Here is a 22,365-nt window from a genome sequence, read left to right as displayed (position 1 = left end):
TGGTCCGCCACGAAAGCCACCACCTTCCATGCCCCGAAGCATCGTCCCCATGCCCCTGCGCGCCCTGCGATCCAAAGGTTCCCCTCTGCTCTACCGGATGCCGGGGTCGGCGCTGGTCCTGATGGTCTGCGCGGTGGCGCTGCTGCTGACGCTCGGGCTGTCGGCCAGCTTCGCGTTGCGCGACCGGGCGGCGGCCCTGCAGCACGCCCAGGACACCGCCGGCAACGCCAGCCTGCTGGTCGCGGAGCACGCGGCCCGGCTGGTGGAGACCAGCGACCTGATCCTGAAGCAGGCGGTCCAGCTCGCCGGGCCGGCGGACGCCCCGCTGCCCAGCGACCGGGCGGGCTGGGAGCGCTACGCGGCGCTGGTGCGGGGCACGCCTTATCTGGTGTCGATCTGGCTGTTCGACGCCGAAGGGAACGCCGTCCTGAGCACCCGCCGCTTTCCCACCCCGGCGATGAACGTCGCCGACCGCGATTACTTCGTAGCCCAGCGGGCCGGCGGCAGCGAGGCGGGGGGAAATCTCTTCATCACCGCTCTGGACAGCAACCGCTACAGCCAGGAGCCGCTGATCCTCCTCGCGCGCCCGCTGGCCGCCGCGCCGGGGCAATTCCGCGGCGTGGCCCTGGTCGCTGTCTCGCCGCGCTACGTCCGCGACATCTACAAGAGCTTCGACTTCGACTACGCCCGCTCCATCACCCTGCGCCGGGCCGACGGCACGGTGCTGCTGCACGAGACCCAGGGACCGGACGCCACCGACAGCGCCGCGGCGGAGGCCGCCGGGGAGCCGGAAATTTCGGCGCTGCGCCGGGTGGACAGCGTGCCCGTGACCGCCGAGGTGGCCATCCCGGTGAGCAGCGTCATGGAGCGCTGGCACGGCCAGTTGTGGACCTACATCTCCTACGCGCTGGCGGCCTTGGCCGCCGTGTCGGTGGTCGGCGGAATGGCCCTTCAGCGCGCCCGGCGCGAGCGGCAGGCGGAGAGCGCGCTCCAGCACGCCTACGACACGCTGGAGGAACGGGTCCACCAGCGCACGGCGGAGCTGGAACAGACCAACGCCCAGCTCGAAACGGCGGTGACCGACAAGGAGGTCCTGCTGAAGGAGGTCCAGCACCGGGTGAAGAACAACCTTCAGGTCATCTGCAGCCTGCTCCGCCTCCAGGCCGCCCGCATCGACGAGCCGGCCCGCCGCGCCTTCGACGAGAGCCTGCGCCGCATCCAGTGCATGAGCCTGATGCAGGAGCTGCTCTACCGCTCCGACCAGCCGGCGCGCGTCGACTTCGCCGATTACCTACGCCAGCTCTGCGACGGGCTGGTCCGCTCGACCAACCCGACCGGGGCGCGGCTGACCGTAAACGCCCCCCAGCCCTGGAGCCTGGACGTGGATCAGGCCACCCCGCTCGCCCTGATTGCCAGCGAGCTGGTGTCCAACGCGCTGCTCCACGCCTTCCCCCTCGGCCACCCCGGCACGATCACGGTCGAACTGCTCCCGGAGGGTGAGGAGGGCATGCGGATGGTGGTGCGCGACGACGGCACCGGCCTGCCGCCGGACCCATCTGCCACCCAGGGCCGCCCGAACGAAAAGCGCCAGAACGGGCTGGGGCTGGTTCTGGTCCGCGCGCTGGCCCAGCAGGCCGGAGCAGCGGTAACCATCGACCGCCAGCCGGACGGCAGGCCGGGCACCCGCTTCATCGTGTCGGTGTCCACCCTCGCCAAGTCGCAGACGAAAGCCGCCTGAATGGGGCTGCCTGAGGAGCCGTCAGGGCCGTGGCGGCTCCAGGCGCAGATAGACCATGGCGGCGGCGAGCGCACTGGCGTAGGCGTCCTCCCCGCCACGCGGCGGCAGGTCGAGATCGCGCAGGATGCTGTCCAGCCGCAGATCGACCGCGTATTTGCCGGGCGCCTTGGCCTTGCGGCCGTAATAGAGGCTCGACACCTCGATGCGCTGGTTCGGCAGGGCCATGCCGACCATCGGCTGCACCAGCCGGTCGAGAAGCCCCACGGTGAAATCCAGGTAATAGCCGACCAGCGGCCGGTTGCCGATGAAGGCCAGCAGGCGGGACAGCGCGGGCTCCGCCGGTTCGGTGGGCCAGAAGGACAGGATCAGACGCTGGCTGGTCAGGACGCGCCCGCCGCGGATGCGCAGCGCCGCGATGCTGCGCAGATCGGCCGTGGCCGCGTCGAAGGAGGTGGCCTCGCAATGGATCGCCACCCGCTCCCCGCTCTCCTCCCCCGACAGCAGCAGGGCGCGGTCGGGATGCTCGGGCATCGCCGGAACGGACGGCGCCCCCCCGATGGCGACCACGCTGGCAATGGTTTCGGTCGGCATGCCGCCTCCTCTCCCCGCGCGCCCGGCGGGTCAGTGGTTCAGGGTCAGTGGTTCAGGTGGAAGTGGTAGGCGAGCAGTTCCTTGAACTTCTTCACCAGCGCCAGGCAGTCCTTGAACTGGTCGCGGTCGAGCTTGCCCAGGGACTCCGTGCGGACGAGGTTGTCGGTCTGGGTGCCGGACACGCTGCCGTCCAGCCCGGCCTTCAGCCGCAGCGTCGACAGGAAGGTGAAGGCGTCGGCCAGTTCGCCCGCCATGCCGCGATCGAGAACGCCCTGGTCGGCGAGCGCCCAGATGCGTTCGGTCGTGTTGGTCTCCGCCATGTGCTTTTCCAGCGCCAGCGCGCGGACTCCGTGGACGATGGGGAAGATGCCGGCCTTCTTGATGTCCACCGCCTCGCTGCGGCGCCGCTCGAACAGCCCGCCGAACAGACCCGACGGCGTGTCGAAGGCGAGCGCCGGGCGGGCGAAGGCGGTGAAGAACATCTGGTTGTCCTGAAGCCGGCCGAGCAGATAGCCCTTCGCCTCGGCCAGCAGGGCGGCGTCCCCGGCCACCGCCGCCGCGTCGTAGAAGATGGCGAGGTTCATCTGCGCCGCCTCGTCGGGCCGGTGGATCCAGTGGAAGAGGGAATCCTTGTAGAGCGCCAGCGGGCGCGTCCAGTCCGGGTTGGACACCATGATGCGTCCCGGACAGGGCGGGTAGCCGAACTCGACCAGATGGCGGGTGAAGGCGCCGGTCACCTGCGACAGCGACGGGCAGTCGTAGCCGTCGCGCAGGATCAGCCCATTGTCCTGGTCGGTCTTCAGAAGCTGCTCGCCGCGCCCCTCGCTGCCCATCACGATCAGGCAGGAGTTGGCCAGCAGGTCCGGCGGCGCCAGCAGTTCGAACAGGCGGCGGAAGATCTTGCGGTTCAGCTCGGTCACGAGGTCGGCGATGAAGGACACCTTGACGCCGGTACCGTGCAGCGTGCGGATCAACCCGACGATGTCCTGGCTGGCCCGGCCCAAATCCTCCGGCGTGGCGGCGCGGTCGACCTTCAGCGCGACGACCTGGGAATGATTGGACAGGACGGCCAGCAGGTCGGTCTGCTCCAGCAGGCCGACGACCGCCCCCTGCTCGGTGATGACCAGACGGCGCACCGAATGCTTGGTCATCAGGATCAGCGCGTTGAACAGCAGGTCGTCGCGATCCAGCGCCAGCAGCTCGTAGCGGGCGAGCGGCCCCACCGGGCTGTCCACCGGCCGCCCCTCCAGCACCACGAGGTCGCGCAGGTCGGTGCCGGTCAGAATGCCGACGCGGCCACCCTTTTTGGGATCGCCGTCGCGGACCAGGACACTGCTCGCCTGGTCCCTCTTCATCGCCGCCGCCGCGTCGCGCAGGGACGCCCCGGCCTCGACGAAGACCGGTGGGCGGAGATAGGCCTCCCGGATGCGCGCCATCGTCAGCGCGGCGGTTTCGCGGTTGGACCGCTCGTTGGCCAGCGCGCTCAGCCGGTCGGCAAACTCCTGCTGGATCACCGCGCCGAAGGCGGCGTTCTCGTGCGCCAGTTCGAGAAGGATCGGACGGGGCACCAGATCGCACAGCGTGTCCTCCGCCGCGACGAAGCTGCGCGCCTGCCCATCGGAGAACAGCGCCTGAAGGTCGAAGCTGTCGTGGGCGCCGTACACCGCCACCACCTCGCCGCCCCGGCGTTCGTGGACCAGCCCCTGCCGCACCACGAACAGGCAATCCGCCGGCTCGTCCCGGCTCAGGATCACCCCGTCCCGCGCATAGACGCCGAGGTCGAGCGCGGCGGCGAGCCGCTGCCGCTGCTCCGGCGTCAGACGGTCGAAGGGCGGAACGGAAAAATCGAAGGCGTCGGACAAAAGCCGCTCCACGAACCGGTGGGGTGAATAAAAAAGGCGCCCCAAGACCGCGGTCTTGAGGCGCCTTGAAGATTACACCAGCCCCTTCATCTGCGGAAGGCGGGTGCGACCATTCGCATTAGTGAGCGGAAGCCCCTTCAGCACCCAGGCCGGTCTGCGACCGGATGTACTGGGCCTTGTAGGCCTCGCGCTCGTCCTGCGCCGCCTTGCTGTTGTCGGTGATCGAGAAGAACCAGATCGCCAGGAACGACAGCGGGATGGTGAAGACGCCCGGGTTGTCGTACGGGAAGAGGGCGGCCGGGTTGCCCAGCACCGACTTCCACACGGTCGGGCCCATGATCAGCAGGCTGACCGACGAGACCAGCCCGATCCAGCCGCCGAGAACGGCGCCGCGGGTGGTCATCCGGCTCCAGAACATCGACATCAGCAGAACCGGGAAGTTCGCCGAGGCCGCGATCACGAAGGCGAGGCCGACCATGAAGGCGACGTTCTGGTTCTCGAAGGCGATGCCGAGGAAGATCGAGACGATGCCGATGACCACGGTGGTGATCTTCGACACGCGGATCTCGTCATGCTCCGACGCACGGCCCTTGGCGATCACCGAGGCGTACAGGTCGTGCGACACGGCCGAAGCGCCGGCCAGCGTCAGGCCCGCGACCACTGCGAGGATCGTGGCGAAGGCCACGGCCGAGATGAAGCCGAAGAACAGGTCGCCGCCCACCGCGTGCGCGGTGTGGATGGCCGCCATGTTGGAGCCGCCGATGATCATCGACGGGTTGGGCTTGCCGCCCGCCGCCGCCAGCTTGGCCGCGTCGAGGAACGGATAGGCGCCGGTGGCGTCCGGGGCCAGCAGCAGCACGATGGCGCCGAAGCCGATGATGAAGGTCAGGATGTAGAAGTAGCCGATGAAGCCGGTCGCGTAGAACACCGACTTGCGGGCCTCCTTGGCGTCCGACACCGTGAAGAAGCGCATCAGGATGTGCGGCAGGCCGGCGGTGCCGAACATCAGCGCCATGCCCAGCGAGATTGCCGAGACCGGGTCGGTGATGAGGGCGCCCGGCGCCATGATGCCGGTCGCCTTCGGGTGGACCTGCACGGCCGTGGAGAACATCGCCTCCGGGCTGAAGCCGAACTTGGCGAGCACCGCGAAGGCCATGAAGGAGGCGCCCGACAGCAGCAGCACCGCCTTGATGATCTGCACCCAGGTGGTGGCGAGCATGCCGCCGAAGGTCACGTAGGCGATCATCAGGACGCCGACGATCACCACCGCCCACAGGTAGTCCATGCCGAACAGCAGCTGGATCAGCTTGCCGGCGCCGACCATCTGGGCGATCAGGTAGAAGGTCACCGTGGCGAGCGAGCCGCAGGCGGCCATGGTGCGCATCGGGGTCTGCTGGAAGCGGTAGGAGGCGACGTCGGCGAAGGTGTACTTGCCGAGGTTGCGCAGGCGCTCAGCGACCAGGAACAGGATGATCGGCCAGCCGACCAGCCAGCCCACCGAGAAGATCAGGCCGTCGAAGCCGGAGGTGTAGACGAGGCCGGCGATGCCGAGGAAGGAGGCCGCCGACATGTAGTCGCCGGCGATGGCGAGGCCGTTCTGGAAGCCGGTGATGCCGCCGCCCGCAGCGTAGAAGTCCTTCGCCGACTTCGTGCGGCGCGCCGCCCAGTAGGTGATGCCGAGCGTGGCCAGCACGAAGACCAGGAACATGACGATCGCCGAAAAATTCGTCGCCTGCTTCTGGACCGCACCTTCGACCGCCGCCGCGTGCACCGACGCGGGGATGAGCGCGCCGGCCGCGACGGCCGCGACGCCCACACGATTGACCAGCGAACGCATCACTTCGACTCCTCCATGATCTGCCGGTTCAGCTCATCGAACTCGCCGTTCGCCCGATGCACGTAGATGCCGGTCAGGATGAAGGCCGAGATGATGGTGAAGAGGCCGACGGGGATACCCCAGGTGGTCACGCCGCTGCCGATCGGGGTACCCAGGAACCCCTTGCCGAAGGCGACCAGCAGGATGAAGCCGAAGTAGATGACGAGCATGGCGATCGAAAGCGTCCACGCGAATGCGCTACGCTTCTGCACCAGCTCCTGAAACTTGGGATTCGCGAGAATCCTCTGAGCGTTTTCTTTCATAGTGCGTCCCCTCGCGAGTGCCGAGCGATTTTTGCAAGGTCATATTAGACACTCGGACCATATGGTCTTTGTAACGAACTATCCCGTCAACAACTTTGATGCAGGCCAACCGCTAAAAAGCGCCTTGACGCAGCCCGCGGCCGTTGTTCCGGGGGATCGTTCACTAACCCATGGCAGCGAAAGGGCAAGGGGTGCACGAAATATTGTGAAGCGTGGGCTTAAGAATTGGTGCGCGGAAGCCAAGGTATGCGACCAAAAGTCACACCTTCCTCCTTCAACTCCTCCGCTTCCTTGTCGGTGGCCTCGCCATAGATTCCGCGCGGATCGGTTTCGCCGTAATGGATGCGCCGCGCCTCCTCGGCGAAGCGGTCCCCGACGTAATCGCAATTCGTTTCAACCGTGCGGCGAACTTCCGTCAAATGACGCATGACTTCCGCCGCGAAACGCTAGTCCGTGGTGTGGTCGGCGTCTCTCAAGGGCGAGACGCCGACCACACCACTCGTACCGCGCCGCCGCCCGCCGCGGGCGCGGCCTCCGGCGCGCCGCCCTCCCGGGCCGCGTCGTCCTTGGCGCGCCCCCCCTTGGCGATGCGCGGGGCCATGGGGGCCTTGGTGATGTGCGTGTCGCCGCAGACCGGGCAGGCGATGGCCTTGGCGGCGGCCTGCGTCTCGTAGGCGTCGCCGTTGCGGAACCAGGCTTCGAACCGGTGGTCGGCCGTGCATTTCAGAACGAAGAGGATCATGTCCCCGTCGGATGCTCCAGGATGAGAAGACCGGATGGTCATGATATACGGTCGGTGACCGCTTGCCAGTTCAGCACGACGGCGGCGTCGCGGTCAAACACACGTCATGAGAAGAGCGGGAGCGTCCGTCCCTTGTCCACACCGCCGTCCACCTCCGGGTCGCCGCACGCCGCGATCAGTCCGCCCTCCCCCTGGGTCGCGCGTTTCGCGCCGCTGGTGCCCACGGGCGGCACGGTCCTCGACCTCGCCTGCGGGTCGGGACGGCACCTGCGGCTGTTCCAGGCGCGCAACCACCCGGTGGTCGGGCTGGACCGCGACCTGCGCGGGGTGGCCGACCTGTCCGGGACGGCGGGGGTGGAACTGGTGGAGGGCGATCTGGAGAGCGGAGCGCCCGTGCCGCTGCTGCGCGACCGCCGCTTCGCCGCGATCGTGGTGACCAACTACCTGCACCGCCCGCTGTTCCCCGCCATCCTCGACGCGCTGGAGCCGGGCGGCCTTCTCCTTTATGAGACCTTCGCCCTGGGCAACGCCCGCTTCGGCCGCCCCGCCTCCCCCGCCTTCCTGCTGCGCAGCGGCGAGCTTCTGGAGGTGGCGCGCGGGCGTCTCCAGGTCGTCGCCTACGAGCATGGCGAGGTCGCCTCGCCCAAGGCGGCGGTGATGCAGCGGCTGTGCGCGGTCAAGGACCTGGAGGCCGGACACGACCTGGACGGCGACCCGGAACCCCGGCCCCTGCCCGCCTGACGGCCGCTCAGAAGCCGACCCGGTCGAGCGTGAAGGTCCGGTCGTGAGTGAGGGCCGGCACCATGCGGCGGGCCTCCTCGACGCGGGCCATGTCCAGCTCGGCCAGGACAAAGCCCACCGCCTCCTCGGCGTCGGCCAGCACCTCGCCCCAAGGCGCGACGATCAGGGAATGGCCGTAGGTCAGCCGCCCCTGGTCGTGGCTGCCGGTCTGGGCGGGGGCCAGCAGGAAGCAGCCCGTCTCGATGGCGCGGGCGCGCAGCAGCGTGTGCCAGTGCGCCCGCCCGGTCGGCACGGTGAAGGCCGCCGGCACCGTCAGGATCGCCGCCCCGGCCTGGGCCAGCGCCCGGTAGAGATAGGCGAAGCGCAGGTCGTAGCAGACGGTCATCCCCACCCCGCCCCAGGGCGTGGCGGCCAGCACCGCGCGGTCGCCGGGCCGGAAGGTCGCGGATTCGCGATAGCTCTCCCCGCCCTTCAGGTCCACGTCGAACATGTGGAGCTTGTCGTAGTGGGCGACGGCCCGCCCCTCGGCGTCGAACAGGTAGCTGCGGTTGGCCACCCGCCCGTCGTCGAGCAGGACGCCCAGCGTCCCGGCGAGCAGCCAGGCCCCGGTCTCCCGCGCCAGATCGGCGAAGAAGGGGATCGCCGGATGCTCGTCGGCCGTCCTCACCCGCTCGAGCACCTTGGCGCGGCCCTGGACGATCATGCTGACATTCTCGGGCAAAGCGATGAAGTCCGCCCCGGCGTCGCGCGCCCGGCGGACCAGATCGCCCGCCGCCTGAAGGTTCGGAAGGATCTCCGTGCCCGCGTTGACCTGGACGCAGGCGGCCTTCAGGACGCCGCTCATCCCCCGATTCCCAGGATCGGGTCGAGCTTGCCGGCGCGGTCCAGCGCGTGGATGTCGTCGGAGCCGCCGTAGGGCTTGCCGTCGATGAAGACCTGCGGGACGGTCATGCGCCCCTCGGCCCGCTGCACCATCTCCTCGCGGCGGCCCGGCTGCATGTAGAGGTCGATCTCCTCGTACGCCACCCCCTTGCTGTCGAGCAGACGCTTGGCGCGCGAGCAATAGGGGCAGAAGGGCGTGGTGTAGATGACGACGTCGGCCATGCGGAGGGCTCCTTGGCTGTTTTGAACGGTTATAAGATCAACCGCCGCACGGCGTCACCCGTTACGTTTTCATGGCTCACGTTCACGGTTCACGTCTTGACGACGCGCGCCAGGGTCAACGCGTCCACCCGCTCCGCCCCGGCGCGCAGCAGAACCCGCGCGCATTCCGACAGGGTCGCCCCGGTGGTCAGCACGTCGTCGACCAGGACGATCCGCTTTCCCGCCACCCGCGGCTCCAGCCCCGGCCGGACCGCGAAGGCCCCCTTCACGTTCCGCCGCCGCCCCGAGCGGTCGAGCCCGCCCTGCGACGGGGTAGACCGGCGGCGGACCAGCAGGTCGGGAATCACCGGGCGCCCGGCCTGCCGGCCCGCCGCCTGGGCGAGCAGGGCCGCCTGGTTGTAGCGGCGCCGGAACAGCCGAAGGCGGTGCAACGGCACCGGGGCCAGCAGGTCGGCGTCGGCCAGCAGCTCCGCCCCGGCGCGGGCCATCCAGGCGCCGTAGGCGCTGGCGGCGTGGATGCGGTCGCCGTGCTTGAAGCCGAGGACCAGCGGGCGGCTGCCGTCGTCGTAGGCCAGGACGGCGCGGGCGCGGGCAAAGAGCGGCGGTTCGGCGATGCAGGCGCCGCACAGCGGCTCCCCCTCCAGCGCGAAGTCGAAGGGCGTGCCGCAACAGGCGCAAGCGGGCGGCGCGATGAAGGTCAGGCCGCTCCAGCACGGCGCGCACAGCCCGCCCTGCCGGTCCACCGCCCCGCCGCAGCACAGGCAGCGCGGCGGCAGCAGCGTGTCGAGAATTCCCCCGAGAACCCTGGTCGCTAGCCGCTGCGGAAGGGCCATGGCGGCGCGCCCCCTCAATTCAGGCCGGCGATGCGGTCGAAGATCACGAAGGTGTAGTCGCGCAGCGCGATGTAGATCGCCGGCCCGGTGATGAACAGGATCGCCAGCGTGGCGAAGATCTTCAGATCCTGCTGCAGCGTCGATTCGTTGATGTTGGTCGCCTGCTGGAAGATGGTCAGCAGCATGCCGAGCACCGTGGTGACGACGAGGACCGGGGTGGTGATCTTGATGATGACGATCAGCGCCTCGTAGGTGGCGCCGATGGCTTCCTCGATGCCCATGGCAAGCTCCCGCAGGTTCGCGGCCGACCATAGCACGATGGCGCCCTTTCGCCGATGGTTGTAGCCCGCCGGGGCTGGGCTATATTGCGGGCATGACCACGCCCGACAGCATGACCGTCTTCGACCGCGCGCTCGTCCGCCGCCGCCGCGACCGCGCCGTCCCCGCCTTCGCCGAACACGCCTTCCTGTTCGAGGAGGTCGCCGAACGCCTCGTCGACCGGCTGGAGGATGTGGCCCGGCCCTTTCCCACCGTCCTCGACCTCGGCGCCCACGACGGGGTGATGGGGCGGACGCTGCGCGGGCGCAAGGGCGTCGAGACGCTGGTCGCCTGCGACCTCTCCCCCGGCTTCGCCCGGCGGGCCGGTCCGCTGGCCGTCGCCGCCGACGAGGAGCTTCTGCCCTTCGTGCCGGAGACCTTCGACCTCGTGGTCAGCAACCTCAGCCTCCACTGGGTCAACGACCTGCCCGGCGCGCTGGTCCAGGTGCGGCAGGCGCTGAAGCCCGACGGCTTCTTCTGCGCGGCCATGCTGGGCGGGGAAACGCTGCTGGAACTGCGCCGCTGCCTGTACGAGGCGGAGATGGAGGTGGCCGGCGGCGTGTCGCCCCGCGTGTCGCCCTTCGCCGAGATCCGCGACGTCGGCGGGCTGATGCAGCGCGCCGGATTCGCCCTGCCGGTGGTGGACAGCGACGTCATCACCGTCACCTACAGCGACGCCTTCCGCCTGATGCGCGACCTGCGCGGCATGGGCGAGACCAACGCCGTGCTGGCCCGCCGCAAGGTGCCGGCCACCCGCGCCCTGCTGTTCGACGCCGCCCGCCGCTACGCCGAGCGCTACGCCGAGCCGGACGGGCGCATCGAGGCGACCTTCCAGATCCTCTATCTGGCCGGCTGGTCGCCGCACGAAAGCCAGCAACAGCCGCTCAAGCCCGGCTGCGGCGAGGTCCCGCTGGGCGAGGCGTTGAAGGGATCGGCGGAAAAGCTCCGGTAATCCGGAGCGGGAAGGCGTTCACCCGATCATCCGGATCGCCATCCAGCCGAGCACTCCGGCGTTCACCACCATGATGACCGGCGCCGCCCGCGCCACCGCGGAGCGCCACGTGCGCCCCGCCAGATGCCCGGCGAGGCCGACCGCCAGCAGGCTCGGCAGCGTGCCCAGCGCGAAGGCCGCCATGCCCAGCGCCCCGGTCAGCGCGCTGCCGCTGGCCGCGGCCACCGCCACGGCGCCATAGAGAAGGCCGCAAGGGATGAAGCCCAGCGCCAGTCCCAGCCCGTAGCCGCGCCAGCCCGTGGGGTTGCCGAACAGGGGGCGGGCCAGCCGGGACACCCGGTCGCCCCACCAGCGCTGCACCGCGCCGTCGAGCTTGGGCACCCAGGCGGTCAGCCCCTTCACCGCGTAACCGAGGAAGAACAGCGCCGCGAAGGCCAGCAGCGCCACCGACAGCCATTTCAGCCCGGGCAGCGCCCCGACATGGCCGGCGACCGCCGCCGCCGCTGCGCCGATCAGCGTGTAGGTGGTGCCGCGCCCCAGATGGTAGGGCAGCACTGCCGCCCCGGCCAGCCGGTGGAACTCGCTCATCCGCGAGGCCGGGACCTGCTCCAGCCGGGCGGTGACCTGGGCCAGCACGAAGGGGCCGCACATGCCCGCGCAATGGGTCGATCCCCCGACCAGCCCTGCGGTCAGCAGCGCGACCAGCAGCCCGCCGTCGCGGTCGATGACGACGGCGCACTGGTTGAGGCCGGCTTCGAGAAGCGTCAGGGCCGAGTGGGCGTCCAAGGCGGACCTCCGGTTGGAAGACCGCCCGTGTATAGGGGAAGCCCGCCGCGAAGGCCATGACCTGAGTCAACGCGCTCCAGCCCGCGCCGGGTCGGTCTTCGGGATCAGGTCTCGGAACCGGACTGCGCCACCTCGTGCACCTCCACTGGCTGCGCGGCGTGGCGGTTCATGATCTCCAGCGCCTGCTGCTCACGCCCGGCGTCGGCCAGATTGACCCACAGCAGGATGCCGCCCTTGTCGAGGTGCTGGAGCATCGGCTCGTTGCGCTTGTCGGTCAGCCAGTTCGACATGACCGAGCCCATGGCGCCGCCGCCCACGCCCGCCGCCGCCGCCGCGGCCGCCGCGGCCAGGGCCGTGCCGCCGGTCGCCAGGACGGCGCCGGTCGCCAGGATCGCCCCGACATAGGCCGGGAACCCGACCGCCACGCCCTTCACGCTGCCGACATCCTCCGGCGAGACGTAGGACTGGCGCGGCGCGTCGGGATCATGGGCGATGTCCTCCGCCCGCTCCGGCACATGGCCGAGATGGTCGCGGATGGTCTGGTCGTTGGCGAGCACGCTCAGCTCATGGCGCTGGAAGCCGGCCAGGGTCAGCTCGTCGACGGTTTTCTGCAGGGCGTCGCGGCTGGCGAAGATGCCCACGGCCTCGCGCACGGCGCCGCGCAGATGGCCGGCGGAGCGGTTCGCGTTCACATCGTTCTCGAAGGTCATGGCGGTCTTCCCCTGTTGCGCTTCCCGGTTGAGCTTCAACCATGGGCGCGGAGCGGAGGTTCCCGCCGTGACACCAGGCGGCGTCAGGGCTTTGCCGCGGCGGCGGGCGGAGTCACCACGCCGCGCGGCTCCGGCATGGTCCCGAGGAACCACCACAGGCCCAGCGCGATCAGCGCGGCCTTCACCGCCAGGAACAGGGCGATGTGGCGGGCGAGCGGGTTGCGGACCATGGGCGGCTCCATTGCAGCGGGTCGCCGTCGCCAAACCGGGCCAAACTGGATAGTATCCCCGGCCGAAAGACGGATCACACACGGATCGCACAAAAGGACGCGCCATGAAACGGTTGCTGATGCTCAGCCTGCTGGCCCTCGGCCTGACTGCCCCCGTCGCCACGCCGGCCCTGGCCCAGATCAACCTCCTGGAAGGTCCCTCCATGGTCAAGGCGGTGGCGTCCAACGACGTCAGCGCGCTGCGGCTGCTGCTGCTGAAGGGGGAGAACCCGAATCAGGTCGATTCCAACGGGCGCCCCGTCCTGCTGGTGGCCATCGGCAACGGCCATCCCGAGCTGGTGCGTCTGCTGCTGGACGGCGGGGCGAACCCCAACCGCGCCGACAAGTCCGGCAACACCCCGCTGCACTACGCGGTGGAGGCCGACACGCCGGAGGCGGTGGACCTCCTGCTGGCCAAAGGCGCCAAGGTCGACCAGGACAACCGCCAGGGCGTCACCCCGCTGATGACCGCGGCGCGCTTCGGCCGCGTCGATCTGGTGGAGCGGCTGCTGAAGGCCGGGGCGCAGGCCGACCGCTCCGACTTCACCGGCCGCACGACGCTGAGCTGGGCGCAGGACAGCCGCAACGCCCGCGTGGCGAACCTGCTGCGTCAGGCCGGCGCGCGCTGAGGCCGCGATGGGCGACGCCCTGCTCACCTCCGTCCTCGGCGCCGCCCCCCTGAACGGTCCGGGGCCGCTGTTCTTGCTGCTGCTGGCCCTGGCCATCGACGCCGCCGCGGGCGACTGGATCGGGCGCGTCCTGCCCGACCCGGCGGCGCTGGCGCAACGCGTCTGCGCCTGGGCCGACCGGCGGCTGAACCGGGTGGAGCGCGGCAAGACCGCCCGCCTGCTGCGCGGCGCGTTGGTCGTGCTGGCGCTCGTGCTGGCCGCCGTCGCCATTGGCCTGATCGTCGAGCGGATCGGCGCGCAGAGCCGCGGTTGGCTGCTGGAACTGGCGGTGATCCTCGCCACCCTGCGCGGGCGGAGCGCCTGGGCGCGGGTGCGTGCGGTGCGCCGTGCCCTGGACAAGGGCGGCGTCGCCCCGGCGCGGGACGCCGTCGCCCCCCTCACCCGCCGCCACGCCTTCAGCCTGGACGAGCACGGCATCGCCCGCGCCGCCATCGAGGCCGCCGCCAAGGGCTTCGCCCGCAAGCTGGTGGCCCCGGTCTTCGGCTACGCCCTGCTCGGCGTGCCCGGCCTGCTGGTCTGGGCGGTGGTGGACGGCGCCGACACCGCGCTGGGCCACGCCGGCGTGCGGCACGAGCGGTTCGGCCAGACCGCGGCGCGGCTGGACGACGCGCTGAACGCCATCCCGGCGCGGCTGGCGGCGGTTCTCCTGGCGCTGGCCGCACCCTTTGCCGGAGCGAAGGCCGGCGGCGCCTTCCGCACGATGATGCGGGACGGCGGCAAGGCGGCTTCCCTCAACATGGGCTGGCCGACCGCCGCCATGGCCGGCGCGCTGGGTCTGGCGCTGGGCGGGCCGCACCGCGACGGCGGCGTGGTCATCACCGAACCCTGGATCGGCGAGGGCCGCGCCCGGGCCACCGCCGCCGACATCGGGCGGGCGCTGGCGGTCTACGCCGTGGCCGGGTTGATCCTGGCGCTGCTGGTGGCGCTGCTGCTGTGGGGGATCGCGGGGTTGTAAAGCCCTGCCCCCGTCGCCACGGTCATCCCAAGAAAAAAGGCGCGGCCCCGAGGGACCGCGCCTTTTTCATGTCAGCGGCGAACCGCTGTTACCACTTGGACGCCCGGTGCGCCGGCTTGCCGCCCTGGGAGTCGCGGCGGGCGTGACCGCCGTGCTCGTTGCGGGCATGGTCGCTGCGGCCATGCTCGTTGCGGTTCATCGGACGACCCTGCGGACGGCCACCCGGGGCGCCGTTCGGCTTGCCGCCCTCGGCGCCGCCGTTGGCGTTGCGCACCCACGGCTTCTTGTTGTAGCCGCCGCCGTTGCCGCCACCCGGACGGCCACCCGAACGGCCCGCCGGACGGCCGCCGCCGCCGGTCTGGAACGGACGCTGCGGCTCCAGGCCCGGAACGACGTGGATGTCGAGGCGGGTGCCGGTGTAGCGCTCGATCCGGAACAGGGCGTCGCGGTCGGCGCGGGCGGCGAAGGAGATCGCCACGCCCGAGGCGCCCGCACGGCCCGTGCGGCCGATGCGGTGGACATAGTCCTCCGCCGAGCGCGGCAGGTCGAAGTTGATGACGTGGGTGATGTCGCGCACGTCGATGCCGCGCGCCGCCACGTCGGTCGCCACCAGCAGGCGGACCTGGCCGGTGCGCAGGCGCTGGAGCGTGCGGTTGCGCTTGAACTGGTCCATGTCGCCGTGCAGGGCGGCGGCGGCGTGGCCGGCGTCGCTCAGCTCCTCGGCCAGCGCATCGGCGTCGCGCTTGGTGGCGGCGAAGATGATCGCCTTGCCGACCTCGGGCAGGTCCGCGAAGTGCTTCAGCAGGCGGCGCTTATGGTCCATGTCGTCGGCATGGTGCAGGCGCTGCTCGACGTTCACCGAGGTGGTGGCGCTTTCCACGGCGACGCGCACCGGGTTGCGCAGCAGGTTGCCGGCGAGCTGGGCCATGCGGCGGTCCAGCGTGGCGGTGAACAGCAGCGTCTGGCGGTTGTCCGGGCAGCACTTGGCGATGGTTTCCACATCGTCCAGGAAGCCCATGTCGAGCATGCGGTCCGCCTCGTCCAGGATCAGCACCTCGACGGCGCTGAGGTCGATGCGGTTGCGCGACACATGGTCGAGCAGACGGCCCGGCGTGGCCACCATCACGTCCACCGCGCGCGACAGCAGGCGCAGCTGGTCGCGGTAGGGCATGCCGCCGACCACGTCCACGATGTTGTACTTCATGAACTTGGCGTACTTGCGGGCGGCGTCGGTGACCTGCTTGGCCAGCTCGCGGGTCGGGGCCAGAACCAGCACGCGCGGGGCGGCCACGCCGAGGCGCGGCAGCTCGACGGTGCGGGTCAGCGCCGGCAGCATGAAGGCGGCGGTCTTGCCGGTGCCCGTCTCGGCGGTCGCCAGGATGTCGCGGCCTTCCAGGGCCGGCGGGATCGCCTCGGCCTGGACCGGGGTCGGGGTGTTGTACTCGAACGCCTCAAGCGCCTTCACGACGAGCGGGTGAACGCCCAGCCCGGCGAAAGCGTTGGCGGTAACGGTTTCAGTGGTGTCGGTCACGGTTTCGTCGGCGACGGCAACCTCGGTGACGGCAGTCTCGACGACAGAAGTCTCGGCGACGGCGGTCTCAACAACGAGGGCGTCGGCGGCGGTGATTTCGATGGACGACAAGTAGGGTAACCTTTCCTCAGGACCAAGACGGCGCACGGCCGCCGCACCAGGATGGTGAGCGGTGGAACGCCGGCGTTTTCGCCGGGAGGAGGTCGGAAGAGGGAGAGGCGTCTGTCCGAAGCAACGGGCGACCGGGTCCCAAGGAAGGCCGTCCCGCAATATCAAAGCGCGTCTCGCTCAAGAGACGCGCGAGCCTCCAGCGATCAAGACGCCTTACATAATGGGTTGCGCTGCACAATCCAAGAAGATTCTTTCACGCCCCCGGTCGCGTCGTGTCCCCCGGGGCGGGTGCCTGCCGTGCGCGCAGCGCATCGCGGATCTCCTCCAGCAGAACCTCCTGGCGGGGCGGTGCCTTCGGCTTGGAATCCTGGAGGAAATGCAGGCGGTTGACCTGCCGCACGATGAGGAACAGCGCCCCCGCCACGATGAAGAAGTTGATCAGGGCGTTGATGAAGCGGCCGTAGTTGATGGTCGCCGCCCCCGCCGCCGCCGCCGCGGACAGGCTCTCGTAATGGCCGCCGGACAGGTTCAGGAAGTAGTTGGAGAAGTCGATCCCGCCCATGACCCAGCCGATGGGCGGCATCAGCATGTCCTTGACCAGCGAGTTGACGATGCCGGTGAAGGCCGCGCCGATGATGATGCCGACGGCCAGTTCAACGACGTTGCCGCGGCTGATGAAGGTCTTGAACTCCTGCAACATGGCTGCGCTCCCGCTTGTTGACCGGAAGAACGCCACAGCCCAGCCGAAGTTTCCAGGGCCGCAAAAGGAAAGGGGCCAGACCCTGCGGCCCGGCCCTTTCCGAAACATCCCCGGCGGCGTTCTTCGCGGCGGCGCTTAGCCGACCTTGCCGTGGCAGTGCTTGTACTTCTGGCCCGAGCCGCAGGGGCACGGCGCGTTGCGCGGCGTGTTCGCCCAGGCATTGGGGTCGGCCCCCGGCACCACCGAGGCGGTGGCCTCGCGGCGGACCATGCCGGCGGGCAGCGGCGCGTCGGCCGGCGGGTAGCCCTGAGCGGCCCCGGCTCCCGCTTCGGCCATCGCCAGCGCCGGATCGTCGCGGCCCTCGTGCATCTCCTGCGGCGGACGGGCGTACAGCTCCTCCGGCTGCGGGGCAATGCGGATCTCGACATGCATCAGCACGGCGGTCACCTGCTCGCGCAGGGTCGACAGCATGGTCTCGAACAGCTCGAAGGCTTCGCGCTTGTACTCGTTCAGCGGGTCCTTCTGGGCGTAAGCGCGCAAGGAGATGCCCTGGCGGAGATGGTCGAGCTGGAGCAGGTGATCCTTCCATTCCTGGTCGAGGATCTGCAGCAGCAGGCTCTTCTCCACATGGCGCATCGTGTCGGCGCCGTAGGTCTCCACCTTCTCCGCATACTTGCGGTCGGCGGCCTCGCGGACGCGTTCCTCGATCTCCGGCTCGGCGATGCCCTCCTCCTTGGCCCAGTCGGCCACCGGCAGGTCCATGCCCAGGAGGCGGTTCACCTCCTCGTGCAGGCCGGCGATGTCCCAGGCCTCGGAGTAGGAGTTCGGCGGGATCGCCTTGTTGACCATGTTGGAAATGACCTGATGGCGCATCTCCAGGACGGTCTCGGCGATGTCCTCGGTGTCCATGATCTCGCGACGCTGCTCATAGACGACCTTGCGCTGGTCGTTCATGACGTTGTCGAACTTGAGCAGGTTCTTGCGGACCTCGAAATGGTGGGCCTCGACCTTGGTCTGGGCCTTCTCCAGCGCCTTGTTGATCCAGGGGTGGATGATCGCCTCCCCCTCCTTCAGGCCCAGGCGCTGCAGCATGCCGTCCATGCGCTCCGACCCGAAGATGCGCATCAGGTCGTCGTCCAGCGACAGGAAGAACTTCGACGCACCCGGATCGCCCTGGCGACCCGAACGGCCGCGCAGCTGGTTGTCGATGCGGCGGCTCTCGTGCCGCTCCGTGCCGACGACGTAGAGGCCGCCGGCCTGCTTGACCAGCTCGCGCGCCTCGGCCACCTCGGCCTCGATCTGCTTGACCTTGGCCTCGCGCTCCGGCCCCTCCGGCAGGTTGGCCAACTCCATCTGGATGCGCATCTCGACGTTGCCGCCGAGCTGGATGTCGGTGCCGCGGCCGGCCATGTTGGTGGCGACCGTGACGGCGCCCGGACGGCCCGCCTGCGCGACGATGTAGGCTTCCTGCTCGTGGTGGCGGGCGTTCAGCACATTGTGCGGGATGCCGCGCTTCTTCAGCAGCTCGGCGATCAGCTCCGACTTCTCGATGGAGGTGGTGCCGACCAGCACCGGCTGCTGGCGCTTGCGGGCGTCCTCGATCAGGTCGATGATCGCGTCGTACTTCTCCGACGCCTTGCGGTAGACCTCGTCGTCCATGTCCTTGCGCTGGACCGGCACGTTGGTCGGCATGTCCACGACCTCGAGGCCGTAGATCTCCGCGAACTCCGCCGCTTCGGTCATCGCCGTGCCGGTCATGCCGGCCAGCTTCGGGTAGATGCGGAAGTAGTTCTGGAAGGTGATGGAGGCGAGCGTCTGGTTCTCGCGCTGGATCGTCACCTTCTCCTTGGCCTCCAGCGCCTGGTGCAGGCCTTCCGAATAGCGGCGGCCCTCCATCATGCGGCCGGTGAACTCGTCGATGATGATGACCTTGTCGTCCTTGACGATGTAGTCCTTATCGCGCTGGAACAGCGTGTAGGCGCGCAGCGCCTGCTGGGAGTGGTGGACCAGCGCCACGTTCTGGATGTCGTACAGCCCGCCCGCCTTCAGCAGCCCGGCCTCGGACAGAAGCTGTTCCATATGCTCCTGCCCGGCCTCGGACAGACTGACCGTGCGGTTCTTCTCGTCCAACTCGTAGTCGTCCCGCGTCAGCTGCGGGATCAGCCGATCCACCTGCACGTACATCTCCGACGAATCGGTCGACGGGCCGGAGATGATCAGCGGGGTGCGCGCCTCGTCGATCAGGATCGAGTCGACCTCGTCGACGATGGCGAAGTTGAAGGGCCGCTGGACCATGTCCTCCAGCCGGAACTTCATGTTGTCGCGCAGATAGTCGAAGCCGAATTCGTTGTTCGTGCCGTAGGTGATGTCGGCGGCGTAGGCGGCGCGGCGCTCCTCGTCGTCCAGCCCGTGCACGATGCAGCCGGTGGTCAGGCCGAGGAAGCCGTAGATGCGGCCCATCCAGGCGCTGTCGCGCGAGGCCAGATAGTCGTTCACGGTGACGACGTGGACGCCCTTGCCCTCCAGCGCGTTCAGATAGACGGCCAGCGTGGCGACCAGCGTCTTGCCTTCGCCGGTGCGCATCTCGGTGATCTTGCCCTGGTGCAGGACCATGCCGCCCATCAGCTGCACGTCGTAATGCCGCTGCCCCAGCACGCGCTTGCCCGCCTCGCGCACGGTGGCGAAGGCGTCGGGCAGGATGGCGTCGAGCGTCTCGCCCTGCGACAGCCGGCCGCGCAGCCAATCGGTGCGGGCGCGCAGCGCGTCGTCGGAGAGCGCCGCCAACTCGGGCTCCAGCGCGTTGATCTGCTGGACGGATTTTTGCAGCGCCTTGACGGTGCGCGTGTTGGCGGTGCCGAAAATCTTGCGGGCGAGAGCACCGAACATGAAAACCTCGGGGGTGGAACGTCGTGAAGCCGGCTTTTTGACCGGTCTCACATAGGCCCGAAGCAAGTTTCTGTCAACGAGACCCGCCCCTTTGCCCGGCCCTTTGAGGGGTCGTCGCGGGGGTGCCGACGCTGCACGGGGCGGGGATCGGCGTGTGGCGCGCCCTGGAAGCACCACCGTTCCGCCGCCATATCGCCTTGAACACGGTCGAAGCAAGGGGCCGAAGGAAGGCGGCATGGCCGCTCATCACGACCGCTTGCCCCGCGCCGCGAACCCATGCTTAATCCCCCGCGGATTCGGGCGCGGGGCCGGATCGTCCGCACAGCCGCCACCAAATCAACGGCCGCCGCCAATCATAAGACGTTCTGTCATGCCATTGACCGTGACAAGACACATCCGCCGGAAGGAAAAGACTCCATGGTGAATCGAGTGTTCCGCGCCGCCCTGCTGTCGATGGCCGCCTGCGGCCTCGCGCTGGCCGCACACGCCCAGACTCCGGCGCCGACTCCGGCCCCCGCGGCCACGCCCGCCCCCGCCGCGCAGGCCGCTCCCGCCCCGGCGGACGCCGATCCGGTGGTGGCGCGCGTCAACGGCGAGGCGGTCCACCGCTCCGACGTCCAGCGCATGGTCGCCCAGCTTCCGCCGCAGGTGCAGCAGATGCCGCTGGAGATGATCTACCCGGCGGTGATCGAGCAGCTCGTGAACTCCAAGCTGGTGGCCGAGGCCGGCTACAAGGCCAACCTCGCCGGCTCGCCGGAGGTCAAGGACGAGATCAAGCGCGCCGAGGAGCGCGCGGTGCAGCGCGCCTACATCCAGAAGGAAGTGCAGTCGCGCATCACCCCGGCCAAGCTGGACGAGGCCTATCAGGCCTTCCTGAAGCAGAACCCGGCCCAGGAAGAGGTCAAGGCCAGCCACATCCTCGTCGAGAAGGAGGATGAGGCCAAGGCGATCATCGCCCAGCTCAAGAAGGGCGGCGACTTCGCCAAGCTGGCCAAGGAGAAGTCGAAGGACCCGGTGGCTGCCGAGCAGGGCGGCGATCTCGGCTACTTCACCAAGGACACGATGGTCGAGCCCTTCGCCGACGCCGCCTTCGCCATGAAGAAGGGCGAGGTGAGCAAGGAGCCGGTGAAGACGCAGTTCGGCTGGCACATCATCAAGGTCGAGGACAAGCGCACCCAGCCGCAGCCGTCCCTGGACGAGGTGAAGCCGCAGCTCGAGCAGCAGCTCAGCAAGGACATCGTGACCAACGTCGTCGACGACCTGCGCAAGGTCGCCAAGGTCGAGACCTTCCAGCTCGACGGCTCGCCGATGCCGAAGGAAGAGCCGGCCCCGGCCGCGGACGCACCGGCCCAGAGCGCCCCGAAGGCCGAAGAGCCGAAGAAGAACTAAGGTCCGGCAGCGGTTGCAAGCGCCCGCACATCAACACCCCCCACCCCCGCTCCACCAGCCCCACGAGCCCGTCCCCATGGCCACGACCGTCTCCCCCTTGGCACCCGCCGGCTTCCCGACGCTCCCGCCCGTCGCGGGCGTGCGCATCGCCACCGCCAACAGCGGCATCCGATACAAGGGCCGTGACGACCTCATGCTGGCCGTGCTCGACGCGGGCACGACGGTGGCCGGCGTGCTGACCAAGTCGCTGACCTGCTCCGCCCCGGTGATCTGGTGCCGCGACAGCCTGCCCCGCGGCTCGGCCCGTGCGGTCGTGGTCAACGCCGGCAACGCCAACGCCTTCACCGGCAAGGCGGGCGACGCCACCGTCCAGGCGACCGTCGAGGCCGCCGCCAGGATCGCCGGCTGCGCCACCGACGAGGTCTACGTCGCCTCCACCGGCGTGATCGGCATCCCGCTGGCCGCCGACGCCATCGCCAAGGTCCTGCCGGGCATGGTCCCGGCGCTGAAGGACGACTCGGCGGCGCTGGAGGCCGGTGCGCGGGCCATCATGACCACCGACACCTTCGCCAAGGGCTCGACCCGTCAGGTCGCCATCGGCGGGACGACGGTGACGATCAGCGGCTTCGCCAAGGGTTCCGGCATGATCGCCCCGGACATGGCGACCATGCTGGGCTTCCTCTTCACCGACGCGGCCATTGCCGCCCCGGCGCTGCAGTCCATGCTGTCGGAGTTCACCGAGCGCAGCTTCAATGCCATCACGGTGGACGGCGACACCTCGACCAGCGACACGCTGCTGCTGTTCGCCACCGGCAAGGCCGGCAACGCCCCGGTGACCGACGCCAACGCGCCGGAGCTGGCCGCGTTCCGCAAGGCGCTGGAGGAGGTGATGCTCGACCTCGCGCTGCAAATCGTGCGCGACGGCGAGGGGGCGACCAAGTTCGTCTCCATCACGCTGGTCGGCGCCGAGAGCGACGCTGCCGCCAAGCGCATCGCGCTCACCGTCGCCAACTCCCCGCTGGTCAAGACCGCGCTGGCCGGCGAGGACGCCAACTGGGGCCGCATCGTCGCCGCCATCGGGCGGGCCGGCGAGCGGGCCGACCGCGACCTCATCAAGATCACCATCGGCGGCACGCTGATCTGCGCCGAGGGCATGGAGGTTCCGGGTTACGACGAGGCGCCGGTCGCCGCCCACATGAAGGGCCAGGAGATCGACGTGCACATCGACCTGGGCATCGGCACTGGCACGTCCCGCGTCTGGACCTGCGACCTGACCCACGGCTACATCGACATCAACGGCTCCTACCGGAGCTGAGATC

Annotated in this window: 23 protein-coding genes; 7 read left to right on the top strand and 16 right to left on the bottom strand. The window is 69.6% G+C overall.

The window, feature by feature from the left end; genetic code table 11:
- Positions 1-49 precede the first annotated feature (49 nt).
- The gene (locus tag ABAZ39_RS01015; protein WP_038525847.1) at positions 50-1,738 is read left to right on the top strand and encodes a sensor histidine kinase; all 1,689 of its coding nucleotides are present in this window, start codon (positions 50-52) and stop codon (positions 1,736-1,738) included.
- A 21-nt stretch (positions 1,739-1,759) separates the two neighbouring features.
- Here ABAZ39_RS01015 and ABAZ39_RS01010 read toward each other — a convergent pair whose 3' ends face one another.
- The 6 genes from ABAZ39_RS01010 to ABAZ39_RS37350 all read right to left on the bottom strand — a co-directional run bounded on the left by ABAZ39_RS01010 (position 1,760) and on the right by ABAZ39_RS37350 (position 7,072).
- Positions 1,760-2,329, bottom strand: a complete 570-nt coding sequence (locus ABAZ39_RS01010; RefSeq protein WP_247874879.1) for a 3'-5' exonuclease family protein — start codon at positions 2,327-2,329, stop codon at positions 1,760-1,762.
- Positions 2,330-2,373: 44 nt separating this feature from the next.
- Positions 2,374-4,191: a putative nucleotidyltransferase substrate binding domain-containing protein gene (locus tag ABAZ39_RS01005; RefSeq protein ID WP_038525845.1), complete on the bottom strand. Its 1,818-nt coding sequence runs from the start codon at positions 4,189-4,191 to the stop codon at positions 2,374-2,376.
- Between the two features lie 118 nt (positions 4,192-4,309).
- A complete protein-coding gene (locus tag ABAZ39_RS01000; protein WP_038525843.1) occupies positions 4,310-6,028 on the bottom strand; it encodes a cation acetate symporter in 1,719 nt (572 codons plus the stop codon).
- Positions 6,028-6,330, bottom strand: coding sequence for a DUF485 domain-containing protein (locus ABAZ39_RS00995; protein ID WP_014239204.1), 303 nt, complete (start codon positions 6,328-6,330; stop codon positions 6,028-6,030). Before ABAZ39_RS00995 ends, ABAZ39_RS01000 begins: the two co-directional genes overlap by 1 nt.
- A 218-nt stretch (positions 6,331-6,548) precedes the next feature.
- Complete coding sequence (locus ABAZ39_RS37355) at positions 6,549-6,758, bottom strand: DUF1178 family protein (protein ID WP_257722216.1); 210 nt, start codon at positions 6,756-6,758, stop codon at positions 6,549-6,551.
- A gap of 44 nt (positions 6,759-6,802) precedes the next feature.
- Positions 6,803-7,072: a DUF1178 family protein gene (locus ABAZ39_RS37350; protein ID WP_038525841.1), complete on the bottom strand. Its 270-nt coding sequence runs from the start codon at positions 7,070-7,072 to the stop codon at positions 6,803-6,805.
- A 132-nt stretch (positions 7,073-7,204) separates the two neighbouring features.
- Between ABAZ39_RS37350 and ABAZ39_RS00980 the strand changes: the two genes are divergently transcribed.
- Positions 7,205-7,813 (top strand): class I SAM-dependent methyltransferase, encoded by a 609-nt coding sequence (locus ABAZ39_RS00980; protein ID WP_038525839.1) that lies wholly within the window; start codon positions 7,205-7,207, stop codon positions 7,811-7,813.
- Between the two features lie 7 nt (positions 7,814-7,820).
- Here the strand turns inward: ABAZ39_RS00980 and ABAZ39_RS00975 are convergent, their stop codons facing one another.
- The 4 genes from ABAZ39_RS00975 to ABAZ39_RS00960 all read right to left on the bottom strand — a co-directional run bounded on the left by ABAZ39_RS00975 (position 7,821) and on the right by ABAZ39_RS00960 (position 10,031).
- Complete coding sequence (locus tag ABAZ39_RS00975) at positions 7,821-8,657, bottom strand: carbon-nitrogen hydrolase family protein (RefSeq protein WP_038525837.1); 837 nt, start codon at positions 8,655-8,657, stop codon at positions 7,821-7,823.
- Positions 8,654-8,917: a glutaredoxin 3 gene (grxC, locus tag ABAZ39_RS00970; RefSeq protein ID WP_014239199.1), complete on the bottom strand. Its 264-nt coding sequence runs from the start codon at positions 8,915-8,917 to the stop codon at positions 8,654-8,656. The genes ABAZ39_RS00975 and grxC overlap by 4 nt, the downstream gene beginning before the upstream one ends.
- A gap of 89 nt (positions 8,918-9,006) precedes the next feature.
- Complete coding sequence (locus ABAZ39_RS00965; protein WP_038525835.1) at positions 9,007-9,750, bottom strand: ComF family protein; 744 nt, start codon at positions 9,748-9,750, stop codon at positions 9,007-9,009.
- A gap of 14 nt (positions 9,751-9,764) precedes the next feature.
- Entirely contained in the window at positions 9,765-10,031 is a 267-nt protein-coding gene (locus ABAZ39_RS00960) for a flagellar biosynthetic protein FliQ (RefSeq protein WP_035669536.1), read from the bottom strand.
- Positions 10,032-10,123: 92 nt separating this feature from the next.
- Here ABAZ39_RS00960 and ABAZ39_RS00955 point away from each other — a divergent pair, with 92 nt between their 5' ends.
- Positions 10,124-11,020, top strand: a complete 897-nt coding sequence (locus ABAZ39_RS00955; RefSeq protein ID WP_038525832.1) for a methyltransferase domain-containing protein — start codon at positions 10,124-10,126, stop codon at positions 11,018-11,020.
- Between the two features lie 18 nt (positions 11,021-11,038).
- On the opposite strand, the gene ABAZ39_RS00950 is transcribed toward ABAZ39_RS00955, so the two are convergent.
- From ABAZ39_RS00950 to ABAZ39_RS36460, 3 genes are all read right to left on the bottom strand, one after another.
- Positions 11,039-11,806, bottom strand: a complete 768-nt coding sequence (locus ABAZ39_RS00950) for a sulfite exporter TauE/SafE family protein (RefSeq protein WP_038525830.1) — start codon at positions 11,804-11,806, stop codon at positions 11,039-11,041.
- Between the two features lie 104 nt (positions 11,807-11,910).
- Positions 11,911-12,516, bottom strand: coding sequence for a hypothetical protein (locus ABAZ39_RS00945; protein WP_038525829.1), 606 nt, complete (start codon positions 12,514-12,516; stop codon positions 11,911-11,913).
- 83 nt (positions 12,517-12,599) lie between these two features.
- Positions 12,600-12,746 carry a hypothetical protein gene (locus tag ABAZ39_RS36460; RefSeq protein WP_014239193.1) on the bottom strand — a complete coding sequence of 49 codons (147 nt, stop codon included), beginning with the start codon at positions 12,744-12,746 and terminating at the stop codon, positions 12,600-12,602.
- A 104-nt stretch (positions 12,747-12,850) separates the two neighbouring features.
- Here ABAZ39_RS36460 and ABAZ39_RS00940 point away from each other — a divergent pair, with 104 nt between their 5' ends.
- Positions 12,851-13,414 carry an ankyrin repeat domain-containing protein gene (locus ABAZ39_RS00940; protein WP_038525827.1) on the top strand — a complete coding sequence of 188 codons (564 nt, stop codon included), beginning with the start codon at positions 12,851-12,853 and terminating at the stop codon, positions 13,412-13,414.
- Positions 13,415-13,421: 7 nt separating this feature from the next.
- Positions 13,422-14,429 carry a cobalamin biosynthesis protein CobD/CbiB gene (locus tag ABAZ39_RS00935; protein WP_051657729.1) on the top strand — a complete coding sequence of 336 codons (1,008 nt, stop codon included), beginning with the start codon at positions 13,422-13,424 and terminating at the stop codon, positions 14,427-14,429.
- A gap of 88 nt (positions 14,430-14,517) precedes the next feature.
- Here ABAZ39_RS00935 and ABAZ39_RS00930 read toward each other — a convergent pair whose 3' ends face one another.
- The 3 genes from ABAZ39_RS00930 to secA form a co-directional block, all read right to left on the bottom strand.
- Positions 14,518-16,071 (bottom strand): DEAD/DEAH box helicase, encoded by a 1,554-nt coding sequence (locus tag ABAZ39_RS00930; protein WP_247874881.1) that lies wholly within the window; start codon positions 16,069-16,071, stop codon positions 14,518-14,520.
- Positions 16,072-16,324: 253 nt separating this feature from the next.
- The gene (gene mscL, locus ABAZ39_RS00925) at positions 16,325-16,771 is read right to left on the bottom strand and encodes a large conductance mechanosensitive channel protein MscL (protein ID WP_051657728.1); all 447 of its coding nucleotides are present in this window, start codon (positions 16,769-16,771) and stop codon (positions 16,325-16,327) included.
- 135 nt (positions 16,772-16,906) lie between these two features.
- The gene (gene secA / locus ABAZ39_RS00920) at positions 16,907-19,657 is read right to left on the bottom strand and encodes a preprotein translocase subunit SecA (RefSeq protein ID WP_038525825.1); all 2,751 of its coding nucleotides are present in this window, start codon (positions 19,655-19,657) and stop codon (positions 16,907-16,909) included.
- A gap of 417 nt (positions 19,658-20,074) precedes the next feature.
- Between secA and ABAZ39_RS00915 the strand changes: the two genes are divergently transcribed.
- Positions 20,075-21,046, top strand: coding sequence for a peptidylprolyl isomerase (locus ABAZ39_RS00915; RefSeq protein ID WP_038525823.1), 972 nt, complete (start codon positions 20,075-20,077; stop codon positions 21,044-21,046).
- A 76-nt stretch (positions 21,047-21,122) separates the two neighbouring features.
- Positions 21,123-22,361, top strand: coding sequence for a bifunctional glutamate N-acetyltransferase/amino-acid acetyltransferase ArgJ (argJ, locus tag ABAZ39_RS00910; protein WP_038525821.1), 1,239 nt, complete (start codon positions 21,123-21,125; stop codon positions 22,359-22,361).
- The last annotated feature ends 4 nt before the right edge of the window (positions 22,362-22,365 follow it).

The organism is Azospirillum argentinense, assembly GCF_000632475.1.
Lineage (GTDB): Bacteria > Pseudomonadota > Alphaproteobacteria > Azospirillales > Azospirillaceae > Azospirillum > Azospirillum baldaniorum.
Note: the sequence above shows the minus strand (reverse complement) of the source record. Positions and strands in the feature narration are given on the sequence as shown.

Bases quoted from the DNA above. Each gene is read 5' to 3' on its own strand.
- ABAZ39_RS01015 (WP_038525847.1), top strand. From the start codon at position 50: ATGCCCCTGCGCGCCCTGCGATCCAAAGGTTCCCCTCTGCTCTACCGG.
- ABAZ39_RS01010 (WP_247874879.1), bottom strand. From the start codon at position 2,329: ATGCCGACCGAAACCATTGCCAGCGTGGTCGCCATCGGGGGGGCGCCG.
- ABAZ39_RS01000 (WP_038525843.1), bottom strand. From the start codon at position 6,028: ATGCGTTCGCTGGTCAATCGTGTGGGCGTCGCGGCCGTCGCGGCCGGC.
- ABAZ39_RS00995 (WP_014239204.1), bottom strand. From the start codon at position 6,330: ATGAAAGAAAACGCTCAGAGGATTCTCGCGAATCCCAAGTTTCAGGAG.
- ABAZ39_RS37355 (WP_257722216.1), bottom strand. From the start codon at position 6,758: ATGCGTCATTTGACGGAAGTTCGCCGCACGGTTGAAACGAATTGCGAT.
- ABAZ39_RS37350 (WP_038525841.1), bottom strand. From the start codon at position 7,072: ATGATCCTCTTCGTTCTGAAATGCACGGCCGACCACCGGTTCGAAGCC.
- ABAZ39_RS00975 (WP_038525837.1), bottom strand. From the start codon at position 8,657: ATGAGCGGCGTCCTGAAGGCCGCCTGCGTCCAGGTCAACGCGGGCACG.
- grxC (WP_014239199.1), bottom strand. From the start codon at position 8,917: ATGGCCGACGTCGTCATCTACACCACGCCCTTCTGCCCCTATTGCTCG.
- ABAZ39_RS00965 (WP_038525835.1), bottom strand. From the start codon at position 9,750: ATGGCCCTTCCGCAGCGGCTAGCGACCAGGGTTCTCGGGGGAATTCTC.
- ABAZ39_RS00960 (WP_035669536.1), bottom strand. From the start codon at position 10,031: ATGGGCATCGAGGAAGCCATCGGCGCCACCTACGAGGCGCTGATCGTC.
- ABAZ39_RS00955 (WP_038525832.1), top strand. From the start codon at position 10,124: ATGACCACGCCCGACAGCATGACCGTCTTCGACCGCGCGCTCGTCCGC.
- ABAZ39_RS00945 (WP_038525829.1), bottom strand. From the start codon at position 12,516: ATGACCTTCGAGAACGATGTGAACGCGAACCGCTCCGCCGGCCATCTG.
- ABAZ39_RS36460 (WP_014239193.1), bottom strand. From the start codon at position 12,746: ATGGTCCGCAACCCGCTCGCCCGCCACATCGCCCTGTTCCTGGCGGTG.
- ABAZ39_RS00940 (WP_038525827.1), top strand. From the start codon at position 12,851: ATGAAACGGTTGCTGATGCTCAGCCTGCTGGCCCTCGGCCTGACTGCC.
- ABAZ39_RS00935 (WP_051657729.1), top strand. From the start codon at position 13,422: ATGGGCGACGCCCTGCTCACCTCCGTCCTCGGCGCCGCCCCCCTGAAC.
- mscL (WP_051657728.1), bottom strand. From the start codon at position 16,771: ATGTTGCAGGAGTTCAAGACCTTCATCAGCCGCGGCAACGTCGTTGAA.
- secA (WP_038525825.1), bottom strand. From the start codon at position 19,657: ATGTTCGGTGCTCTCGCCCGCAAGATTTTCGGCACCGCCAACACGCGC.
- ABAZ39_RS00915 (WP_038525823.1), top strand. From the start codon at position 20,075: ATGGTGAATCGAGTGTTCCGCGCCGCCCTGCTGTCGATGGCCGCCTGC.
- argJ (WP_038525821.1), top strand. From the start codon at position 21,123: ATGGCCACGACCGTCTCCCCCTTGGCACCCGCCGGCTTCCCGACGCTC.